General features: G+C 35.2%; 25 protein-coding genes, 1 pseudogene and 1 other annotated feature. Of the genes and pseudogenes, 10 read left to right on the top strand and 16 right to left on the bottom strand.

Annotation, left to right across the window (positions count from 1 at the left end):
• Position 1 precedes the first annotated feature (1 nt).
• The 6 genes from IGJ50_RS06125 to IGJ50_RS06100 all read right to left on the bottom strand — a co-directional run bounded on the left by IGJ50_RS06125 (position 2) and on the right by IGJ50_RS06100 (position 4,186).
• Positions 2 to 691, bottom strand: a complete 690-nt coding sequence (locus IGJ50_RS06125) for a methionine ABC transporter permease (protein WP_277990881.1) — start codon at positions 689 to 691, stop codon at positions 2 to 4.
• Positions 681 to 1,718 (bottom strand): methionine ABC transporter ATP-binding protein, encoded by a 1,038-nt coding sequence (locus tag IGJ50_RS06120; RefSeq protein ID WP_429949432.1) that lies wholly within the window; start codon positions 1,716 to 1,718, stop codon positions 681 to 683. The genes IGJ50_RS06125 and IGJ50_RS06120 overlap by 11 nt, the downstream gene beginning before the upstream one ends.
• Positions 1,719 to 1,801: 83 nt before the next feature.
• The gene (locus IGJ50_RS06115; protein ID WP_429949430.1) at positions 1,802 to 1,969 is read right to left on the bottom strand and encodes a hypothetical protein; all 168 of its coding nucleotides are present in this window, start codon (positions 1,967 to 1,969) and stop codon (positions 1,802 to 1,804) included.
• Between the two features lie 28 nt (positions 1,970 to 1,997).
• Positions 1,998 to 2,242 (bottom strand) — a binding site (T-box leader).
• A gap of 55 nt (positions 2,243 to 2,297) precedes the next feature.
• Positions 2,298 to 2,627: a glycine cleavage system protein H gene (locus tag IGJ50_RS06110; RefSeq protein WP_069639877.1), complete on the bottom strand. Its 330-nt coding sequence runs from the start codon at positions 2,625 to 2,627 to the stop codon at positions 2,298 to 2,300.
• Complete coding sequence (locus tag IGJ50_RS06105; protein ID WP_207121413.1) at positions 2,627 to 2,983, bottom strand: arsenate reductase family protein; 357 nt, start codon at positions 2,981 to 2,983, stop codon at positions 2,627 to 2,629. Before IGJ50_RS06105 ends, IGJ50_RS06110 begins: the two co-directional genes overlap by 1 nt.
• Before the next feature lie 18 nt (positions 2,984 to 3,001).
• On the bottom strand, positions 3,002 to 4,186 hold the full coding sequence (locus IGJ50_RS06100; RefSeq protein WP_069639876.1) for an FtsW/RodA/SpoVE family cell cycle protein: 1,185 nt from the start codon (positions 4,184 to 4,186) through the stop codon (positions 3,002 to 3,004).
• 370 nt (positions 4,187 to 4,556) lie between these two features.
• On the opposite strand from IGJ50_RS06100, the gene IGJ50_RS06095 reads away from it, so the two are divergent.
• Together IGJ50_RS06095 and IGJ50_RS06090 are read left to right on the top strand one after the other, a co-directional pair.
• On the top strand, positions 4,557 to 5,189 hold the full coding sequence (locus IGJ50_RS06095; RefSeq protein WP_429949427.1) for a hypothetical protein: 633 nt from the start codon (positions 4,557 to 4,559) through the stop codon (positions 5,187 to 5,189).
• A gap of 53 nt (positions 5,190 to 5,242) precedes the next feature.
• Positions 5,243 to 5,713, top strand: a complete 471-nt coding sequence (locus IGJ50_RS06090; RefSeq protein WP_429949425.1) for a hypothetical protein — start codon at positions 5,243 to 5,245, stop codon at positions 5,711 to 5,713.
• A gap of 103 nt (positions 5,714 to 5,816) precedes the next feature.
• On the opposite strand, the gene IGJ50_RS06085 is transcribed toward IGJ50_RS06090, so the two are convergent.
• From IGJ50_RS06085 to IGJ50_RS06065, 5 genes and pseudogenes are all read right to left on the bottom strand, one after another.
• Positions 5,817 to 6,002 carry a hypothetical protein gene (locus IGJ50_RS06085; RefSeq protein WP_207121379.1) on the bottom strand — a complete coding sequence of 62 codons (186 nt, stop codon included), beginning with the start codon at positions 6,000 to 6,002 and terminating at the stop codon, positions 5,817 to 5,819.
• Between the two features lie 129 nt (positions 6,003 to 6,131).
• Complete coding sequence (locus IGJ50_RS06080) at positions 6,132 to 6,962, bottom strand: hypothetical protein (protein WP_429949424.1); 831 nt, start codon at positions 6,960 to 6,962, stop codon at positions 6,132 to 6,134.
• A 210-nt stretch (positions 6,963 to 7,172) separates the two neighbouring features.
• Positions 7,173 to 8,063: pseudogene (locus tag IGJ50_RS06075) on the bottom strand (IS3 family transposase); the annotation flags it as partial.
• Positions 8,051 to 8,581, bottom strand: coding sequence for a helix-turn-helix domain-containing protein (locus IGJ50_RS06070; RefSeq protein ID WP_429949422.1), 531 nt, complete (start codon positions 8,579 to 8,581; stop codon positions 8,051 to 8,053). The gene IGJ50_RS06070 and the pseudogene IGJ50_RS06075, both read right to left, overlap by 13 nt.
• Before the next feature lie 71 nt (positions 8,582 to 8,652).
• Complete coding sequence (locus IGJ50_RS06065; RefSeq protein ID WP_240604479.1) at positions 8,653 to 8,937, bottom strand: hypothetical protein; 285 nt, start codon at positions 8,935 to 8,937, stop codon at positions 8,653 to 8,655.
• A 305-nt stretch (positions 8,938 to 9,242) separates the two neighbouring features.
• Here IGJ50_RS06065 and IGJ50_RS06060 point away from each other — a divergent pair, with 305 nt between their 5' ends.
• The 8 genes from IGJ50_RS06060 to IGJ50_RS06025 all read left to right on the top strand — a co-directional run bounded on the left by IGJ50_RS06060 (position 9,243) and on the right by IGJ50_RS06025 (position 12,915).
• The gene (locus IGJ50_RS06060; protein WP_429949420.1) at positions 9,243 to 9,623 is read left to right on the top strand and encodes a hypothetical protein; all 381 of its coding nucleotides are present in this window, start codon (positions 9,243 to 9,245) and stop codon (positions 9,621 to 9,623) included.
• Between the two features lie 141 nt (positions 9,624 to 9,764).
• Positions 9,765 to 10,055 (top strand): hypothetical protein, encoded by a 291-nt coding sequence (locus tag IGJ50_RS06055; RefSeq protein WP_429949418.1) that lies wholly within the window; start codon positions 9,765 to 9,767, stop codon positions 10,053 to 10,055.
• Between the two features lie 132 nt (positions 10,056 to 10,187).
• Positions 10,188 to 10,517 (top strand): hypothetical protein, encoded by a 330-nt coding sequence (locus IGJ50_RS06050; protein ID WP_429949417.1) that lies wholly within the window; start codon positions 10,188 to 10,190, stop codon positions 10,515 to 10,517.
• A gap of 20 nt (positions 10,518 to 10,537) precedes the next feature.
• The gene (locus tag IGJ50_RS06045) at positions 10,538 to 10,705 is read left to right on the top strand and encodes a hypothetical protein (RefSeq protein ID WP_429949416.1); all 168 of its coding nucleotides are present in this window, start codon (positions 10,538 to 10,540) and stop codon (positions 10,703 to 10,705) included.
• A 50-nt stretch (positions 10,706 to 10,755) separates the two neighbouring features.
• Positions 10,756 to 11,106 carry a helix-turn-helix domain-containing protein gene (locus IGJ50_RS06040; protein WP_429949414.1) on the top strand — a complete coding sequence of 117 codons (351 nt, stop codon included), beginning with the start codon at positions 10,756 to 10,758 and terminating at the stop codon, positions 11,104 to 11,106.
• Between the two features lie 168 nt (positions 11,107 to 11,274).
• On the top strand, positions 11,275 to 11,784 hold the full coding sequence (locus IGJ50_RS06035) for a helix-turn-helix transcriptional regulator (RefSeq protein WP_429949413.1): 510 nt from the start codon (positions 11,275 to 11,277) through the stop codon (positions 11,782 to 11,784).
• A gap of 43 nt (positions 11,785 to 11,827) precedes the next feature.
• Positions 11,828 to 11,998 carry a hypothetical protein gene (locus tag IGJ50_RS06030; RefSeq protein WP_429949411.1) on the top strand — a complete coding sequence of 57 codons (171 nt, stop codon included), beginning with the start codon at positions 11,828 to 11,830 and terminating at the stop codon, positions 11,996 to 11,998.
• A 23-nt stretch (positions 11,999 to 12,021) separates the two neighbouring features.
• Positions 12,022 to 12,915 (top strand): hypothetical protein, encoded by an 894-nt coding sequence (locus tag IGJ50_RS06025; RefSeq protein ID WP_429949410.1) that lies wholly within the window; start codon positions 12,022 to 12,024, stop codon positions 12,913 to 12,915.
• Between the two features lie 56 nt (positions 12,916 to 12,971).
• Here IGJ50_RS06025 and IGJ50_RS06020 read toward each other — a convergent pair whose 3' ends face one another.
• The 5 genes from IGJ50_RS06020 to IGJ50_RS06000 all read right to left on the bottom strand — a co-directional run bounded on the left by IGJ50_RS06020 (position 12,972) and on the right by IGJ50_RS06000 (position 19,518).
• Positions 12,972 to 13,727, bottom strand: a complete 756-nt coding sequence (locus IGJ50_RS06020) for a peptidoglycan amidohydrolase family protein (RefSeq protein WP_429949408.1) — start codon at positions 13,725 to 13,727, stop codon at positions 12,972 to 12,974.
• Entirely contained in the window at positions 13,720 to 14,115 is a 396-nt protein-coding gene (locus IGJ50_RS06015) for a phage holin family protein (protein WP_429949406.1), read from the bottom strand. Before IGJ50_RS06015 ends, IGJ50_RS06020 begins: the two co-directional genes overlap by 8 nt.
• Before the next feature lie 97 nt (positions 14,116 to 14,212).
• Complete coding sequence (locus IGJ50_RS06010) at positions 14,213 to 16,819, bottom strand: SGNH/GDSL hydrolase family protein (protein ID WP_429949404.1); 2,607 nt, start codon at positions 16,817 to 16,819, stop codon at positions 14,213 to 14,215.
• A gap of 18 nt (positions 16,820 to 16,837) precedes the next feature.
• Positions 16,838 to 18,760: a phage tail spike protein gene (locus IGJ50_RS06005; RefSeq protein WP_429949402.1), complete on the bottom strand. Its 1,923-nt coding sequence runs from the start codon at positions 18,758 to 18,760 to the stop codon at positions 16,838 to 16,840.
• On the bottom strand, positions 18,757 to 19,518 hold the full coding sequence (locus IGJ50_RS06000) for a distal tail protein Dit (RefSeq protein WP_429949400.1): 762 nt from the start codon (positions 19,516 to 19,518) through the stop codon (positions 18,757 to 18,759). Before IGJ50_RS06000 ends, IGJ50_RS06005 begins: the two co-directional genes overlap by 4 nt.
• Between the last annotated feature and the right edge of the window lie 3 nt (positions 19,519 to 19,521).

The following is a 19,521-nucleotide window of genomic DNA, read 5'->3' as shown; positions in this document are numbered from 1 at the left end:
TTTATCGTTTGTCAGAACGTTTCACTAGTTGATCCCCAACAAATTGAATAATAAACACAATAACCAAGATTAAAACTGTAGCAACCAATGTAACTGTATTATTGTTGCGGCTAAAGCCTTCTTGGTAAGCTAAACCACCAAGACCGCCGCCGCCGATGATCCCCGCCATAGCGGTAAAACCGATCATCGTGATTGTTGTAAGCGTCACACCCGATAGTAACGCTGGGGTACTTTCAGGAATGAGCACTTTAAAGATTTTCTGAATTCTAGAAGCACCCATGGCGTCTGCTGCTTCCAACACACCACTGTCAACTTCACGAAATGCAATTTCAACTAAACGAGCATAAAAAGGGGCTGCCGATACGATCAACGAAGGAATCGCTGCTTTGGCACCAATCCCCGTACCAACCAGTTTTCTTGAAAAGTCCATCAATAAAATGATCAATACGATATAAGGAATCGAACGAAATATATTGCTGACCACTGATAAAATACTATAACAAACTTTAGCATAAGGTGATGAATTTCGACTTAAACTATAAAGCAGTAACCCTAATAAAAAACCAATAATAATAACAAAAATCATTGCAACGATTGTCATGAATAACGTATCGATCGCCGCCTGTTGCATTGATTCTGGATTCACTCGACTAAAGTCTAAATACTTCTCAACAAAGGTTTCATTTGCCATCGTGAATCACCTCAAAAACTACTTCTTTTTCTGTAAAGAAGGTCAATGTTTTTTCCACTTCATCTTTTGTGCCAATGATCATCACAGTCAAAGAACCAAAAGCACCTTCTTTGGCTTGTTGAACCTGTCCTTGAACGACATTGATATCCACATCAAACTTACGAATTGCTTGAGAGATAACTGGCTCATTGGCATTATCCCCACTAAATTGAAGAGTTGCTACAAGACCTGCTGGATTTTCCTTGATCAATTCTTGCAATAGTTCTTCTGTATCTTCTTTCGGCTCTAACTCTTGTTGAACAAAACGCTTTGTAACCGCCTGTTTTGGCTGTCTAAAGACTTCTAAAACGTCTCCTTCTTCAACGATTTGACCAAGTTCCATTACAGCTACTTTGTTACAGATTTTACGGATCACATGCATTTCATGAGTGATCAAAACAATTGTTAGATTTAGGGTTTGATTGATTTCTAAAAGTAAATCTAACACTTCATCAGTCGTCTGCGGATCAAGTGCACTGGTCGCTTCGTCACATAACAGAATTTCTGGATTATTGGCTAATGCTCTAGCAATCCCCACACGCTGCTTTTGTCCTCCAGATAGTTGGCTAGGATAGGCATCTCCACGTCCTTTTAAGCCAACTAAATCTAAAAGTTCTTGTGCCCGTTCTTTTCTAACTTGTTTTGGCACATTGGCTAACTCTAACGGTAACATAATATTTTCTAAAATAGTTCTTGACCATAATAAATTGAAATGCTGAAAAATCATCCCAATTTTTTTACGAAACTGGCGCAGACCTTTATTCGTCAGTTGCGCAATGTTTTTTCCTTGAATAATCACTTCACCTTGAGTAGGTAATTCTAAACCGTTTAATAAACGAACTAAGGTACTCTTACCAGCTCCAGAATACCCAACGATGCCGTAGATATCACCTTGTTCGACAGATAGAGAAACATCTTTCACCGCTGTAACTTGTCCATTTTTACCGGAAAATTGTTTTTGTACTTGTTGCAATTCGATTAGAGGCATTTTTTCCCCTCCGCTTTCTTTGGTTTTACTTCATTTTTATTATACTACATGGTTTGCACTATGTTGTATGATAATCCGCAGGTTCATTCTTTTATTTTGCCAACTGCGTCGATCATTTCTTGTGCTACTCTTCTACCCTTTATTGACGTGATAACTTGATGGTGATTCACTAATACGGAAACTTCTCTCACTTCGTTCACCAAGTACTGTTCAACATCAGTATACTTTGTAAACTGATGTTGAACATGCAAAAAGCCTCCGCCCTTCGTCACTAAACTGACAAAGGACGAAAGCCTGTCTTTCGTGTTACCACCTTGATTTACCATTATCTCACAATAATAGCCTTATACAGTACAAAATTTCAAATACTGTGGTGCTGTAACGGGCACTCCCGTAATAAGTTCACATCCGCTCGCTTATTCCGCTCAAAGACCATCTTCCATTTCAATCATGTTGCCCATTTTCAGCGAACAGGGCTCTCTTAAAACACTTTTGATACGTACTCTTCTTTTCAAAGCTTTTACTTTATATTGATGAAATTATAGCAACATCCAAATCGCTTGTCAATCATTTTTAATCTTATTGCAACTCTGTTCCATCTACATCTGTTAAAACAGCGATCCATGCTTTGGTTTGATCTGCGTCGTCTAGGACACTTGGGTCTTGTTCAGCAGCCACATTGATTGCTGAAATCGTACCACTGATTGGTGAACTAAATTCACTGACCGCCTTTTCAGCTTCTAACTCTATTAAAGAGTCCCCTTTTACAAGGCGTTGACCAACTTTAGGCATTGTAGCAAAGGTGATCGTACCTAAATCTTCTTGCGCATCATTCGTTAAACCGATTTTATACCCTTCAGCTGTTTTTAAAACCCATAAACTATCAATAATCTTGATTTCTTCAGACATTATTTAATAGCTCCTTCATAATCAGATTCTTTAAATCCGTTTGCTAAAAATTGATCACCTTTAACAAAAATCGGACGTTTGATCAACATGCCATCAGTTGCTAATAACTCACTAGCTTCTTTGATCGAAAACTCATTGACCTTATCTTTTAAGCCTTGCTCTCTATAACGAATTCCACTTGTATTAAAGAAACGGCGAATCGGTAAATCACTTTGCTCCATCCAGCTTGCCAATTGTTTTGCAGTGGGTGGATTTTCGATCATATCGATCGTTTCATAGGGTACTTGACGCTCATCTAACCAGACCTTTGCTTTCTTACAAGTTGAACATTTTGGATACCAGAAAAATGTGTACATTTTACCGCCTTCTTTCATTTAATATTCTTCAATAGTTGCTTCTTTTTGATATTTCATCGACATGATCAGGCCTACACCTATCATATTCCCTAAAATCGAGGAGCCACCTTGGCTAATAAATGGTAATGGAATCCCTGTTAATGGTAGAAGTCCAATATTCGCTCCTATATTTTCAAATACGTGGAATAGAATCATCATGATGATCCCAGTTGCAATGTAGGCATAAAACTCATTGTTGGTCTCAAAGCAAACACGAATCATACGGTAAATCAAAATAAAGTATAACAGAATGATAAAGCAGCCGCCAATAAAACCAAAGTTTTCGCCAACCACTGTGAAAATCATATCTGATTCTCTAACAGGAACGTAAACATCACTGACATTGAATCCTTTTCCAAGCAGACCGCCGGAACCGATAGCAGTAATGGCCAATGCCGGTTGGAAGGAGCGGTCTGGATCATGATGAAACGGGTTCATCCACAAATCGATCCGGTCAAACTGATACGGTTTAAATCCCACAGAATACAAGAATTCACGACCAGTAGTAGTTGTTACCAAGTAAATAGTCCCAGCGCCTATCAAAATAGCAGCTAGAAAGGTTGGTAAAATAATCTTCCAAGAAATTCCAGACATTAAAAATACGCCGCCAAAAATAGCTAAAAAGACTAACATCGTCCCAAAATCATCTTGTAGTAAAATGAGGATGATCACCGGTAGTGTAACTAGCATCATTTTACCAATCAACCAAAAATCAGATTTTATCGTCCGATTGACGTTTTTTACATTATGCATCGTTACCACATAGGCCAACATCAAAATAAAAGCGACCTTCATCAATTCCGAAGGCTGGAAAGTTGTTCCGCCGATACTGATCCAGTTTTTAGAACCTGTTTGGGATTCTAGAAAGGGATCATAAAATTTCAAAAGCAAGCCCATCATGATCAGACCTATCACATAAAAAATCGGAGTCAATCGCCAAAGTAATTTAGAACTAAAATTCATCACAATCACAATACTAACACCGCCGACTAAATACCATAACCCTTGTTTCATCAGCATATTGCCGATCTCTGGTCGATTTGGATCGTTACTCAACGCTACATAAAGTGACAGTATCCCAATGATTGAAAGAAGGAATACTGGTAAGATCACACCATAATCAATTCTATTATCTAAATTACGCATTAGTTTATTTTTATTCATTCGTCATCCCTTTTCCTTAAATCATACGCCTTTTATTATAACTTTCTATAGGAAGAAAAGAAAGTATAGACTTGATGATTTTGGAAAAACTTTAAGGAAAAGCAATGAACCGAAACGAGTATGACAAGCATACCTTTATTTCATTCTTTTCTCTTCTTATCGATTGATTCTTATTCTTGTGAATGTAGCTAATTTTAGTTATTTCTTAAGAAAATATTAAGAAGTTGCTTTTCTATGTTACGAAAAAAAATTTTATATTACAATTATTACATAAACATTACAGATAGGAGTAAAACTGAAAAATTGTTTTGATTCATCAGCTATTATTTGGTTAGGCAAACAAAAATAAATTTATGAAAGGTGTAAAAAAATGAAAAAGTCCGTTGTATTACTATTAATGGTCCTATTTACAGTTGGATGTTCAAAGCAACCAACTAGTACAGCAAAAAAAGAGGCAAGTGATTCTTCAACAAGTACCGCACAAACTACCGCTTCTTCTGAAAAAATAAAAACAGAAAAGAGTAAAATTTCATCAGTAAAAACAAGTATTTCTAGTGATACCACAACTTCTCAAACAACTGACATGGATGCAACTGTAAATTTACCAGAGCAAGCATCTGAAATGGAGAATAGTCCAGAAAATACGCCCTCTGCAGCTCAAACATTTGACCTTACAAGCTATCTTACTGCCAACTATCCAATAACAGGTGCTCACTACACCATTTCAAACGATTCATTTAATAATGATACTGGCCGCTATGAATATTCGGTTACGATATTACCAGATACAATTGAGAGTGACAAAATCATTACTGGCGCGTTTCAAGGTTCTCCTGAAGGAAGTGAAACTACAGCAATTGTAGTCGATGCTGCGAAAAGGTTGGTGACTGATTTGCCAAAAATTGATTCTTCACTGCATATTCATCATGTATCTTTTATTTCATATGATGGCAGTTACGATCTAATGCTGATTCAAGATCGCGCTCAGGAAACGCTTAAATAACGAATTCATGCATTGATTAATGCTAATTAAATTGAATGGGAGAATTAAATAAAATGAAAAAAACAATTATGCTTATCACACTTTTACTAGTTACAGTTGGTTGTACTAAGCAAACTACTGATTCTACAAAAAAATCATCGGAACATTCAACAACAAAAAATAGCTCTATTGTTTCTTCTACTATAGTTTCGACTGACAAAGTATCTGAAGCACCTGAAGCCTCAGAACAATCTAGCGAAGAATCAGAACCATCAGAAATAACAGCAACCACTCCACAAAATTTAAGAGGGTCTTGGATAGGGAACAATGGGGAACAAGATCTTGAAGTAACGATTACAGAAAATACTATTATTACCAACGGACAAACATATAAAGTAACAAGTTATACTGAAAGCAACAATACCTTTACCATATTATGGGATATAGATAGCGTAACTGTCCCTGGAAACCCTCAACCATTTATTTATACGTATGTTCCAGAGACAGATCAGATGACAAATGGTATTACTTTTCATAAAAAATAGACAAGTATTCTATAAAAAAATAATGAAAGAAAAGAAAACATACTTAGTTTCCTTTTCTTTCATTATTTCTAATTGTTTTGACTATCGTTACGTTGTTAAGTCATTATTTTACAATATCCAAAACTTCTTCAAAAGCTTCGATTTGAGCATATAAACGTTGGATTTGCAATTCATTTTCAATATAATTGATTGAGTTACCAAGATTTGTTTGACGTTTATCTTCTAAACGTTCGACTTCTTTTTTCGCTTCATTCGCTAGTTTTGTAATTTTATCAACTTTTTCTGACATGATGCATTCCTCCTATATCCTTAGTTATAAGTTAAGTGTAGGCTCTTTTTTGTAAATACACAAAAATTATGTCTTTGTTTCACAAATTATTAGTTAAAACTATTAAAGCATTGAACCTTCAAAATTAGTTTATTCAATGATTCCAGAAGTATTCTCACTAGGTTCTAATTCTTTTGAATATACATTGTATTGATAAAATTTCATAATATTGTAAACTGAAAGTTTGTCATTTAGCTTCGCTTTCTTGAATTTATTATTCACTACATCTATTATTATAGAATCTATCTTAGGATCCGTTGGTTCATGATTGGAAAAAAATTCTTCACAAACCTTATATAATTGTCTACTGTCTTCTTCACTAAACTTTTGGACTTCGAAACTTTTAGAATTATTACTTTTTAATTTTTGAAGCTCATCTAATATTTGTTGGAATTTCAACTCAGTATTATCTACTTCTAACTCTTCGTTAGAATATTCTGTATTTTTGGAGACATCCATTACCTCTTTTTCTATTTTCGGCCATATTAAATCAAATGAGCTTTTGAGCCTTTCAGGATCAATTTTTTCACTACTTGACATATTATTGATTACCTCAAAGATAGAAAATACTTCTTCCTTATTGTATACCCCTGCTTGAAGATTAGTAATCGGTCCCTTTAATAAATCTTTGTCTCCATCAAATAGCAATGGCATAACCCTGTTTTTTCTAACACCTTTATAAAGTGCTCCAGCCTCAAAATTTAACCACGACTCTTGTATATTATTTGGTGTCAAAAATAATATACCCACTCCAGTTTCTGAAAGAGTATCAAATATTTTTGATGTACCATTATCCCCTTTCTCTATACTATGTGTTGACATAAAGGTGTTAACATGTTGGAGTGCTATCGGTAAAAATTTGTGAAACACTTCTGCGTATTGCTGGCTAGGTTTTTTAGACCAACTTAAAAAAACTTCCATTTGAAATCTCCTTAATTTTTATTTACTTTAAGGATAACCTAATCAACATTAAGTATCTAGCTTTTTTATAAATGTTTTTAATTTTAACCTATTTTTTCTTGATTTAGTTTTAATACTATAAAACCTAACCGTATTCGTTAACTAGACTCGTAGCATAATAGAATAGAAAAGGTTGGGATTATGATGTGCGCCCTAAAAGTTGTACGTAGATTAACCTGTCATTCGACTGGTATGAATTCGGTATTGAACCGGACTCATACCAGTCAATTTTGCTTTTATCCGATGATGATTGTAATAATCAATATAATTTGTAACTGCTCGTTTTAATTCCTCAAAGCTAGAAAAACTACGGCCATAATACATTTCTTGTTTCATTAGACCAAAGAAATTTTCCATTAATGCATTGTCCAAACAATTTCCTTTTCGTGACATACTCTGGTATAACTTTGCTTGCTTCAATTGTCTAACATACTGTTGATTTTGGTAATGCCACCCTTGATCGGAATGGATTGTTGTTCGAAAGTTGGTCTTTTTACTTTCTTTAATGGCTGTTTTTAAAGGAATCAATACACAATCCAACGTTGGTTTTTGCTGAAATTGATAGGCAATGATTTCTCCATTAAAACCATCAAGAAAAGGACTGAGATAGGCTTTTCTTTTTAGTTTAATTCCTTCGGAATTTCGTTCAGTATAGTGGAATTCTGAAATATCTGTAAAGATTTTTTGTTTTGGAATCGTGCTAAAGAAGCGGCGATTCACCTTGTTTTTAGCCAAGGTTCCCACCAAACCTTTGTAAGATCGATACCTTCTTGAACGACGTGTAAAACTTATACATACTAAGTTATATTTCTTCATAATTCGTCTGATTTTCTTATGATTGATTTGATAGCCCATATTCACTAAAGCCAACTTGATTCGACGATAGCCATAATTGCGATCATTCTCTTCAAAAATTGTTTGAATCAATTTCTCTATGTGAGTCATTTTTTCTTCGCTCATTATCTTTTTCCAGTAATTGAAGGTAGAACGCGGTAGCTTAATCGCTTGTAATACATGATCTTGACGATACTTTCCAATAAGTTCTATGGCTATTCTGGTTTGAACTCGTCTTTTCGCTTCGCCATAATAGTCTGTTGGAAAGTCCGTAGCTTTTTTAAATACTCGACCTCGATTCGCAAACGTTCATTCTCACGCTCTAATTCCTTTTCACGAGATAGTTTGCTTGTTTCTTGCTGTTTTTTTGTTGGTTTGTTCATCCTTTTTTTGGGTCTCCCTTTTTGATTAGACAGAGCAGTTTGACCACCAGCGATATATTTCTTTTGCCAACGAGAAATCATCGACCCACTAGGCAGCTTGAATTGCCTTGCTGCTTCACCGAAAGAAGCATCTGTCGTTTCTATAAAGTGTAATACATCTCGCTTAAATTCACTAGTATATTTTGTCAATGAACGGTGTCTTTTGAGCCCTTCTTTCCCAAATAATTGATAGGAGTGTTTCCAATTGTAAATTAAGGCATTTGATGGGAGTCCGTATTTTTTAGCCAAGGCTCGTCCGCCCAGAGGGCCTTCTAGGTACTCTTTCACTAGCTTTAATTTGAATTCTACCTCATAATAGCTCATAAAAAATAACCTCCAAAAATTGTATTTTCCACGTACAACTTTTGGGGGTCACATCATTAAGTCCCAACCTCTCATTCTGGTGTTCCTATCAAAGCAATATAGCTATCTATGTTCACGATGCGCATATGTTTTACATCAAATTGTCCTCTGCTATTATAGTTTCCTTTTACCTCAATTTCATATTGGTGCATCGGTAGCGATAGGACATACGTGGCAAACGGTCTATTTTTGATGACGCAATTAATACAGATATCGTTTTCCCAAATTAGCATGCCTGTTATAGCATATGGCTTTTCTTTAAACACCTTGATGTGGGTTAAAAGTCCTGTATGAGTTTCCATATCTTTATGATACACGAAATCGCTTCAATGTCCACTCTCATGTTCTATCAAGAAAATATGCCAGCTGTAGGAATCGAACCTACGACCTACGCGTTACGAGTTTGTTTTATACGTTATTTATTAATAAAGAAACGAGTATTTCCGACTATTCAAAGCTTTATAAAATCGTATTTAATCGTCATTATTTTGATGTACTGCCCACGTCCGTGCCCACGAATAAATTGAAATCACGTTATTTAATCAAAATGAAAACTATCTTATTCTCGACAAAAAGAACTAACGTTCGTATAATAAAAGCATATAAAAGGATGGTGTTTATCATGACAGATCACATTGACTTATCAGATCCTTATTTTTTGCAATACCATGATCGAGGCATGAAAAAGTGGCAAGGATTTATTATATCAGAGCATGCAACTAGCGTGAATGAAGAAAACGAGCGAGTCCATAAAATAGTCCCCCAAAAAAGGAAAATGACCTTTGGAGAGATTGGGCAAATACTTGAATTTGCTTTTAATAATAACCGACAGGTTGTTATTCAGCTGGAAATCAAGGATGCCGAAGGTCAATATTTTGATGATACTATAGGATTTATCGAAGGATTCGATGAGTTAGGTTATATCGTCAATGACACAAAAGTGCATTATGATGAGATTCGGAATGTAGAACTGTTTGATTTCAGGAAATGGTACAACGTATGAATTTAATTGAAGAATACGAATCCGGTCTACTGACCTACAAAGAATTTCAAGCGTACATATGGGGTTGTGGTCAGAAGCTAATTAATGAGGTTGGGTTGGACAAATTTATATTTTACTTAAATGCTGAGGAGGGCGAATATTATGAACAAAAATAGTTATGTAGGTGTAATTGATAAGATTAGAGTCATAAAGTCATTCCCTGGTATGCTAGTGCGTTTTACACTACACACTCCTTCTGCTGACATAAATTGCTTAGTCAGCAAGAAAGAACTAGCTAACCTTATTCTTTTTCTAGAGGATGGAAAGTTTGAACTTGCTACCTTTGGCCATTACAATGATCGTAAGCAATTCGTGATCGAAAAATTCGCTGTTAAAAATCCTGATAGCTTTGTCCGTGAGTTTGTTTTAAAGCCTATGGCAAGCATAGCTTGATCCCTACTTTTATAGTAGGGATTTTTATTTTCAAAAAGTTTTAATTATTTCACATAAAACACTTTACGAACCACCCATTAGGTGGTATACTAAGTATGTAATCAAGTAAGAGAGAAAAAGGAGATCATCAAAATGACTAAATCAGAAATTTTTACAGCAGCATGGGAATTAGCAGAAAGAGGAGCGACTGACTTCGGCGGTTCAAAAAAAGAATACTTTGCAGAAGCGCTTAAAATTGTACACGCCGACAACGCTAAAATGGCATCTGTAGAAGAAGGCCAAGAAAGAGCGGCTTTACTAAACAGTATCCATACAAACGCTAGCAAAGCTTTGGAAAATGGTGCAAACATCGACATGGCGAAAATTCATTACTTTGTACGTCAAGCTAGAAGCAATAAAGAATACGCTAGTATGGATTATATCAAAAAAATGGCTAATCACTTCAAAAATAAAGTTGCATAATAAGAAAGAAGGAAATTAAAATGACAAAACAAGTATTTTTAGCAGACAATGGAGTTGCGATCAGCGAAGGGTATAACAGTCTAGATGAGTTGTTAGAAGTGGTAACATCAGAACAAACATACAACTTTATCGAAGTAGTCTGGGAAGACGGAGCAACTCGACGTCTGACTCATGGTGTTGATTACTAATTAGAGGGGTCTCCTCCCCTCTCTTACTTAAATCAGAAAGAGGTAATAATATGAAATATGAACTATTTGCAACGCTTTATCAAGAAGCACTTGAATACAACGATGTCGAAATGTATATCGCTGAACGCGGTTGGCAAGACTGGATGGATAGCTTTGATAATGACAAGCTAGGCGTTGTCCTGACAGCTGTTTACAGTCTAGCTAACATGACTATTAAAGAAATGCGTGAAAGTAAAAAAATGAGTCGCGCTCAATTTTCTAGAGTCTATAACATCCCAATCCGAACTCTAGAGAATTGGGATGCTGAAACAAGAAAAATGACTAGCTATGATAAAATGCTGATTGCTTATACATTTTTCATGGATGGCTTTTTAGATAAGGGTGGTGAAAGAAATGAATAGATTGTTAAGCATGCAAATTCCTGTTAAATATGTTATTATCACTATTTTCTTGTGCTTACTTTTGTCTTTGTTTTACAAAGATGCATCGTACAATAAAAGAGAACTCTTGACATATGCTCTCGGTGTTGCTATCTTAATCAAAATTGTTTTTATGGGCGGGAATTAGAAATGGATAGGACAATTACTAATTTAGCTAAAATGAGACGCAAAGCTAGTCTGACAATTGACGACTTAGCACGATTAGTTAGCACTAGCAAACAAACGATAATGAAACTTGAATCAGGCGCAGGAGTACAATTAAATATTATGCTCCGAATATCAGTAATCTTTGATGTGCCGGTAGAAGAATTGCTACAACCGTCAACAATTGACGAGAAAAAACAGAAGCCACTAAATGACACAATCACAGTTAATATCGTAAAAGAAATGAGAGCCGCTCGCAAACTCTCTCAACCTCAACTTGCTGAAAAAATAGGTATTAGTAAACAAGCTATTATCAACGTGGAAAAAAGATTCAACACTCATGAGGTGAGTTATTCTATAGCCAAAAAAATCGCTAACGGACTTGGCTTTAATATAAGCGACTTGTTTTTTATCGTTGACAAAGACTTGCCATCAGAGCAATTAGAAACAATTGTGAATCATCGTACCTCGAATTTACTTGAAAAATTAAAATAATTTCCTCCCCTCTTTGCGTATCTTAACGTAAGGAGGTTTTTATGTGGATCAGATAATTATATTGGATGGTAACGTAGTAGGATTGGTTAGTGATGGCGGATCAGCTCGTTGGGAGTTTGAGCGTTTAGAGGATGCTGCAGAGTTGTACAGGTTGCTGGTATTGAGTGTGGATGTTGAGGATAGGATTGAATTCTTAGTACAAAATAGTTTATAATATTTTAAAAAGGATAAAATTATATGGCTAAAAATAAGAAAAATGAGCACCTGATAAATAAAGAAGAATTAGTTGAGTTACTAAATAACTATAGTTCAACATTCCATCGCATTGAAAAAAGTATTGAGAAAAAAGAAGATAGTAAACTAACTAAATTTAGGAAAAATGTACTTCCCTATTTTGTTTTTCTATCACTCATTTTATCTGGACTTTCACTTTGGTGGTCATTCAAAATATATAATTTAGGAGAACAGTATAAAAAATCTTTAAATCCGATAACTTTTAAGCTAGAAACACTTATGAATAAAAAAGTGAGTTCCGGAGATAACTATCTGCGACTAGATCCCTATGATAGATATCCAATTTCTTTTGATCAAAATACCGGAGAAATTAATGAAAAATATCTTTTTAAGTATAACGTAGAGTCAAAAAATAGTGAGCCAATAAAATTAGAACAGCGAGTAGATGATGATACAAAAATTGATTTAAATACATCAAAAAATTCTAAAACAAAAGATTTACAAGCTTATATCCAAATTAGAAATAATTCAAATAATTTTAATGGATCTTTTTATGATAAGCTTTATTCAAACTTAGATAATAAATATTTGGAAAATAAAGATGAAATATTATGTATTTTAGATCCTTCTACTGTTGACCCTACACATAAATATATTGGAATTTATGTTTTAGCAATGGTTGGTAAAAATGATAAATTATATTTGTATACCTTCATGAAAAAGCAATCTGATAATTTTGATAAGGAAGACATTTTCTATTACTTTGATGGGTTAAACTTATTTGATGAGCACGCTTGGAAAACAATACTTCAAGACCATCCGGAATTCAACGAATCTAAAGAAATGGCATATAATACTTATAATAAATCTTTAGAATTTTTGAAAAATAATAGATAGAATTTTCATAACAAATAGAATAATGCTCTCTTGACTAATCAAGAGAGCATATCATTTTAATTAAAGAACCCTCTACCCCATGTCGTATCAATCCGCCCATCATCAGGACCAACAGCAACATAACGGCGAGTACCACTACTAGCAACGTAACTAATCCACGCAAAACCGTTAATCATAATATAGCTATCATATGAGATTGCCATGCCTGCATTGTAATAGTCTAATGCTGGACTTACTGCATCATCGGGATTTGTGTCTGCGCTGACTGCTAACTGTCTATCAGGGTAAAATACACCACTCATATCGATTCTTTTATTAGGATCTTGTGGTGTTGGCTCGATCGGTTTTGGCGTACTTGGTTTTGGATTGCCACCAGTATTGCCAGTATAACGATAAATAGTGATTGCCGGCTGTCCGTTGTATCCCCAGATATAATCATGATCATTGACTGATATACCGTTAAATCCAAAATTACAATGGATAATATTGTCGTTATCATCAATAAAGATACCTGTGTGACCTGCAGCACCTAGCGTGTGGCCTCGAGTACCCCAGATAAAAATATCTCCCTTTTTAGCTGGATAGTTGCCGTTTACTGGTTGGACTTGTTGCCAGCCGTTACGCTCTAAGTCGTTAAACAAAGTCTCTGTGTTGCCCATCGATCCAGCTTTTAAAAATCCGCCAGCAATCAGTGCATTGTATACAGCACTTGAGCAGTCGTAGCTACTAGGACCTAGACGAGCTGACATGCTGTATCTGACTTTGCCCTGTCTATCCGACATCCACTTGATCATCGCATTAATATTAGCCATCTTGATCATCCTTTCCGCTTTTAATACTCTTGATAAAATCTTCGAAAAGTTCTGTGCCAATTCCCATTTTCTTATAATTCTCAAGAATTGATTTTAGTTCCATTAATAGATACCCAACATATAAAACATAAATAAGCCCTACCCCCGCTCCACCAGGGATCAACGGAGCCAAAGGGATGAAAAACATCAGTAGGACCATGCTTGCTACTTTACGCAAGATACCATTAATCCCTACCTTACTCAAAAACTCAATATCGGGATTAATCTTAGCAGCTATAGTGCCACTAAGGAAATCAATCCCCATTGCAATACAAATTAACATCAAGACATAAATTGCCTTGTGATCCGCATCAGCCACAAACTGATCTAAATATTTAAACACTATCATAATTACCACCTTTTCATTATTTTAAAAACTATATAAATCAAAACTAACTAAAAAGGAATGACCATCAAACAGTCATTCCTAAAAACTTTGATTAAATTCATATTTCACCTCTGAAAATACTTGTGACACTGTTAGCTAAGTATCGGCCGATTTGTTGGTGACCTTGTAATGTAGGATGTAAATCTGGGAGTTTATCATATACCCATGTAGAAACATCTACATAATAAACCCCTTCAACTTTAACTGCAGCATTTTGACAAGCGGTAGTATATTTTTTTAACCAATCATTCATTAACACTATCGGACTTCCTGGGTGACGTTGCTTTAGGTGTGTTAAAAATTCGATCATAACAGATTCGTATTTTTCTAATGACACTGCACTAGGCGTGTCATTAGTGCCTATATTAATAAACACAATATTTGCTTGTTGAGGTCTTGCTCTTTTGCCAACTGATGAATGAAACGCAAATTCCGGTAAGGTTGGAACCCACAGTCTATCAGATCGCTCAACCAAAGCTGCACCACCTTGAGCTATTCGTATAGCTTGCGCTCCTAAATAGTCTGAACAAAACGTTGCATAGCTTTGAGCTAAGTTAGCGCCACCTCCGGCCGTGAAACTATCTCCGTAAAAATAAAAAACATTATCTGTGCCTGGTGTAAATATCGGATAAGTATCTTGTACAAAACCTTGTACATTTATACATCCTTTATAATTATAAAAACTATGTTTATCTGTCATAGATTTACCAAACCAAGGATCTTGATAAATCTCGACAACATGTTCTTCTGATGTCAAATTTTCAGCTATGAGCGTAGGGGTGTTGTCGTCGTTTATCCACATCTCAAACGGTTCACCGTTATCGATTCTGACTGTAATTTTTATACCGTTTGTTTCTTTGTAAAATAAGCCTTCTAATTTTTGACCATAAAAACCAAGCATCATACCACATGACGGCAATGTCGAGGACATCACATCCAAATCTCTAATTTTACGTTTTTCCCAATTTCCGAGAAAATAAGCATAATTTGGAAAATTTGTGTTGTCATTTTTTGTCGGATATAACGTTTTGGGGAGTACCTTACTTGTTGCACTAGCAACTGTACACCGCTTGTCAAAAATTAAGATATCACCATTAACATTTGTACCAAATAAATCACCATCATTTAGCTTTGACCAATCGATCAAAATTTCTGAGATGAACGTACCTTCGTAAATCGTTGTTGATAATTTTAACCTTTCGATGTCGGCACTTGGTACGTAATTTGTGGTATTAAACTCGGAAACTAAGTTTCCTAATTTAGCTGTTGCTTTATCATACTCAAATACTAACAAGCGCCATCTGCTATTGCTGTTTTTGAATAAACCACCTATAGCGTAATCTTTATTTACATCAGCCCCTATTAACTTTACATCTAGCAACGCTTGTTTTAGTCTATCTGTTCCAACAATAGCATCGTTTGCAAAAGGGAATTTTTGCACATCCTCAAACTTATCGATATATCTTAATTTATGAATCAATAATTTTGCGCCGTGAACGCCCGTTCCTAATACATCACCATCAAGTAATTTTGACCAATCAATTGTTATTTCTGCATCAAATCCACCAGCTGCCTTGTTTAGTTCAATTGTCTCGATATTACTCTGAGGGATATAGTTAGTTACTTGCCACAATGCCACATTGTCGCCGACTATCCCTGTTTTTTGGTCAAAGGTATTTAAAAAGATACGCCATACTCCTTTGTCGTTGTTTTTAAACAGTCCAGCAATACAATAATCTTTGTTTATATCTGCATCATACAATTTTATATCCAAAATTGCTGCTTGGTGTCTCTCAAACTCAAAAGAAGAGTTAGGAGAAAACGGATAGTTTTTCATGTTTATCGCATCGGATATTTTAGCTGACGAAACCGATTTATCTGCTAACCCTTGAGCTTGATACAAAGCTCCTTTCTGCCAGCTGCTTCCATCCCACAAATAAACATAACCGGTTTTCCCATCTGCTTCTAAAACCACCATCGCAAAATTAGAACCGCTTGGATACTTAGTCTGCAAAGCATTAAGCGAACTGAAGGTTTCTTTTGGCGTAGCACTTCCCAGATTGTTTACTTTATTCTCCACATTTAGTAATTCGGATTTTTCAGCTTTTTTATATTCAAGTTTTTCTATTTTATCGTTTACTTTATTCTCTGTATTAACTAAATCTTTTTTTTCTGCCTTGTTGTATTCCAAATCTCCTATTTTACCATCATATTTATTTACGGTTCCTAATGCTTCTTGTAATGCAGTAAAAGAGTTTTCGCTCTCAACAGCTTTACTGTCAAACGGCGTTCTCTCGACTTTTATTTTAAACGGCTTGCTTCTGGTGTCGGAATACGAACTTATAATTTGTATGACGGCAGTGATTTGCCCTGGTTGAACCATACTGGCAGGATAGTCTAAACGAAACAGTCCTTTTGTTTTATCTATCGCCTGAAAAGCATCTAATCCTTGCAACTTTTCACCATCGTTGTTTTTAACCGTATCGTGCGACCACCCAAGATTGACTGATATGCCTGCTTGATTTTCAATCTTCCCACCGTTGGCAATTTGTAAGGTCATTGATCTCCCTGATCGTTCTCCTTGTACTACTAATTGTTGAGGTATATAATCCTCATTAATATTTGTAATAACAACGTCTACTGTCTTGAACTGGTCTATTGCCATATGTTCATTTCTCCCTTCCTACCATTCGACATTATAATACCTAGCGACTGTTCCATCTGAATTAATCTCGATCGGTAATTTTAACGAGCCTAGTCCAAACTTTACCTTTGCAAAACCGAAGTTATGAGTTCCGTAATGATTCATTTTCGGATTAGATACTGTTGAGTCAGTTGGAATTTGCATAAGTGTACCGATATTGTTTCCTTCTTCAGTACCGATCACCATTTGTTTTCCTTTATTGTTTGCAATAGTCATATCGTTACCGAATAAGGAAGCTGTTCCGACTCTTCCTAAAGTAGATCCATTTGATCCTACAATATACATTGTTCCAGATTGAATTTGTATTCCACTAGATTTGCCGTACGTGTAGCTTCTAATAATTGGACCTTCTATAATACCTTCTGTGATATCGATTTTTAAGTTTCCATTCTTTGACTTAATAAATCCTTTTGCAAAGAAAACTTCACCTGTATCCAAATCCAAGAATACCTGTTCTCCGCCTAATCTACCAACTTGGATAAACCTAGCATTTAAAACCCCATCAATTGTCCATGCTGTATGAAAGTTATCTAAATTAAAATCACCATCAATAAATCCAATCCCTTCGCTATTCGCAACCAAGAAATGATTGCTTGTTTCAAGAGATTTACCGTTCATCCAAACTGAGCAATATGGGATCCTTTCATCGGAAATTCCTAGATCAGCTTCAGTGAGAACAACATAAGATCCACCTTTGAGCCCTCGAATGATATCCGTTTGCCATTGCGCGATTTGCTCAGCTGTGTAAAAAGAAGGCTTGGTATCTTCTACACGTTTTAAGTCTAGTTTCAAATCAGAAGAAGTTTTAATAGAAGATTTTTTTATTAAGTTATCTCCAATATCAGAGTTAACCTTACCTGTTAGCCGGTCAATGACCACACTAAAAATTCTAGCTCTGTAATGGTAATCTCTATCGTATCGGTGGACTTGAATAGTATTTCCAATTTCATCACCACTAATTACCTCTGTTTTGAATTGGATTAACGGACGACTCATTTCTATTAATGCGTTGTATGTATTAAGTAATAGTTCCTCAGCATCTTCAATATCCTCAAAAACAACAACGCCTTCTCTTTTTCTCATTTTCCCATTTTTTAAAGGTATACCGTATTTTTCTGTCATTTCAGATAATTCGATCCAATTTTGATCTTTAGGTTTGTTTACTGGCTTGTTTGCAGTTGTTTTCCACTCTATTCCAGCAAATTCTAACCGTCTCCCATAGCCATCACCCACTTCTTCGCCTTTACCACGACCAATGAGAGAGGTATATATTTCGGACCTGTCCTGTTCTTTGACCACAGATAATGCGGTACTACCATAAACAAATCTTTTATTTGATGCACTACCAATTTCGTCATAGATTTCTATATATTTATCAGTGATTTTGTTGTTTTCAATTTTGCATTTAAAAAGAATCTCGCAACCATGAGTTTGGAGTTGCTTCAAAGCATCTTTTACAGACAAATAATAGAATGTATCAGTAATGATTGGCAAATTCGGTTTCGCATAGCCAACTCTCCATTCGCCATCCGTAGCATTCATTATTTGACTGGCAACAACTGATATTGGTTTTTTTTGCGGTCTAATATCTTTGACAATAAATCCTTCCAATTCTTTGACCGCAAAATTAATACCTACAAAATGATTCCTGTTATTCTCATCTCCAGAATTTATGATCGAATATAAAGAAAATGTACCATCGTTTTCCTTTACAGCCATATAAGCTGCTTCTTCAATTCCTTTATCAAAAACAACTGAAACCGTCAATTTATCATTAAGCAATTCAGATTTATCTGAAGTGATTTCTTTTTCCTGTATATTTTGTGTCAAAAATTTTTTAGTCACCATACGAATAAATCGTTGTCTGTCGTCGAAAAAATAGACCGAACTGGTTATTTTCATAGATACACCTCATTTGCATATATTGTCATTACTCCGTTATTACAAATTATTTCGTCTCCACGATGGATATAGAAATTTTCGAAGTCACTATCTAGATCTAAAATAGCTGTTCTGTCTGCTCCGTTTACAAACACTTTCCCGTGTTCAAAATCAAATTCAACTAAATTATCACTATAAATGGCTGCGCTTGTAATTTTGATTTTAGCTCCTGATCTTTTGTTTGTTATTTTTATACTTGAATTAGTTGATAATTTTACTATGATTTTTTTGGGAGTTGTCTCAATAGGGCTATCCATTGTAATAACATTACTAAATTCTTTTATTCTTGAATGCTTTAAAGGATTTTGACAGAAAAGTTCAATCTTTCCAGTTGCAAATTCATTTGTGTGATAAGTCGGTTGTTGCATTAGGGACAGTCTTCCGTAAAACAATATCCCGTTTTCATCATTAAATACGATCGGAACATCCTCTCTTCTAAACAAAAACTGTTTAATCTTGTTAAATTTGAATTGTGAGTCCTCATAGTTTTCGAACGTCAATCCGTACTCAACAATTAACGTTTTGCTTTTAAGCTTCTGGTTAGAAATGATTGATCCAACATGGATTTCATCTGTCTGTATGTCGGTGTCTAAAGATTCGCGTCCAGCAACATCTAATGTCAGATAGCCAGGTATTTGATTTTCTAAGTATTTACCGTCATAAGTCATCGCCTTTTGAGGTAACTCCATAATTTCTAAAATAGATTTAAAATCATACAAATT

This window comes from Enterococcus sp. AZ101 (assembly GCF_050499005.1).
GTDB classification, from domain to species: Bacteria; Bacillota; Bacilli; order Lactobacillales; family Enterococcaceae; genus Enterococcus_L; species Enterococcus_L ureilyticus.
This window is presented reverse-complemented; position numbering and strand designations above follow the sequence as displayed.

What these genes read in the sequence shown, in the direction of transcription:
- IGJ50_RS06005 (WP_429949402.1), bottom strand. Translation starts at nt 18,760, where the DNA reads ATGAAAATAACCAGTTCGGTCTATTTTTTCGACGACAGACAACGATTT.
- IGJ50_RS06010 (WP_429949404.1), bottom strand. Translation starts at nt 16,819, where the DNA reads ATGGCAATAGACCAGTTCAAGACAGTAGACGTTGTTATTACAAATATT.
- IGJ50_RS06060 (WP_429949420.1), top strand. Translation starts at nt 9,243, where the DNA reads ATGACAGATCACATTGACTTATCAGATCCTTATTTTTTGCAATACCAT.
- IGJ50_RS06050 (WP_429949417.1), top strand. Translation starts at nt 10,188, where the DNA reads ATGACTAAATCAGAAATTTTTACAGCAGCATGGGAATTAGCAGAAAGA.
- IGJ50_RS06015 (WP_429949406.1), bottom strand. Translation starts at nt 14,115, where the DNA reads ATGATAGTGTTTAAATATTTAGATCAGTTTGTGGCTGATGCGGATCAC.
- IGJ50_RS06095 (WP_429949427.1), top strand. Translation starts at nt 4,557, where the DNA reads ATGAAAAAGTCCGTTGTATTACTATTAATGGTCCTATTTACAGTTGGA.
- IGJ50_RS06040 (WP_429949414.1), top strand. Translation starts at nt 10,756, where the DNA reads ATGAAATATGAACTATTTGCAACGCTTTATCAAGAAGCACTTGAATAC.
- IGJ50_RS06125 (WP_277990881.1), bottom strand. Translation starts at nt 691, where the DNA reads ATGGCAAATGAAACCTTTGTTGAGAAGTATTTAGACTTTAGTCGAGTG.
- IGJ50_RS06100 (WP_069639876.1), bottom strand. Translation starts at nt 4,186, where the DNA reads ATGAATAAAAATAAACTAATGCGTAATTTAGATAATAGAATTGATTAT.
- IGJ50_RS06120 (WP_429949432.1), bottom strand. Translation starts at nt 1,718, where the DNA reads ATGCCTCTAATCGAATTGCAACAAGTACAAAAACAATTTTCCGGTAAA.
- IGJ50_RS06045 (WP_429949416.1), top strand. Translation starts at nt 10,538, where the DNA reads ATGACAAAACAAGTATTTTTAGCAGACAATGGAGTTGCGATCAGCGAA.
- IGJ50_RS06055 (WP_429949418.1), top strand. Translation starts at nt 9,765, where the DNA reads ATGAACAAAAATAGTTATGTAGGTGTAATTGATAAGATTAGAGTCATA.
- IGJ50_RS06020 (WP_429949408.1), bottom strand. Translation starts at nt 13,727, where the DNA reads ATGGCTAATATTAATGCGATGATCAAGTGGATGTCGGATAGACAGGGC.
- IGJ50_RS06085 (WP_207121379.1), bottom strand. Translation starts at nt 6,002, where the DNA reads ATGTCAGAAAAAGTTGATAAAATTACAAAACTAGCGAATGAAGCGAAA.
- IGJ50_RS06110 (WP_069639877.1), bottom strand. Translation starts at nt 2,627, where the DNA reads ATGTCTGAAGAAATCAAGATTATTGATAGTTTATGGGTTTTAAAAACA.
- IGJ50_RS06080 (WP_429949424.1), bottom strand. Translation starts at nt 6,962, where the DNA reads ATGGAAGTTTTTTTAAGTTGGTCTAAAAAACCTAGCCAGCAATACGCA.
- IGJ50_RS06090 (WP_429949425.1), top strand. Translation starts at nt 5,243, where the DNA reads ATGAAAAAAACAATTATGCTTATCACACTTTTACTAGTTACAGTTGGT.
- IGJ50_RS06035 (WP_429949413.1), top strand. Translation starts at nt 11,275, where the DNA reads ATGGATAGGACAATTACTAATTTAGCTAAAATGAGACGCAAAGCTAGT.
- IGJ50_RS06105 (WP_207121413.1), bottom strand. Translation starts at nt 2,983, where the DNA reads ATGTACACATTTTTCTGGTATCCAAAATGTTCAACTTGTAAGAAAGCA.
- IGJ50_RS06025 (WP_429949410.1), top strand. Translation starts at nt 12,022, where the DNA reads ATGGCTAAAAATAAGAAAAATGAGCACCTGATAAATAAAGAAGAATTA.
- IGJ50_RS06070 (WP_429949422.1), bottom strand. Translation starts at nt 8,581, where the DNA reads ATGAGCTATTATGAGGTAGAATTCAAATTAAAGCTAGTGAAAGAGTAC.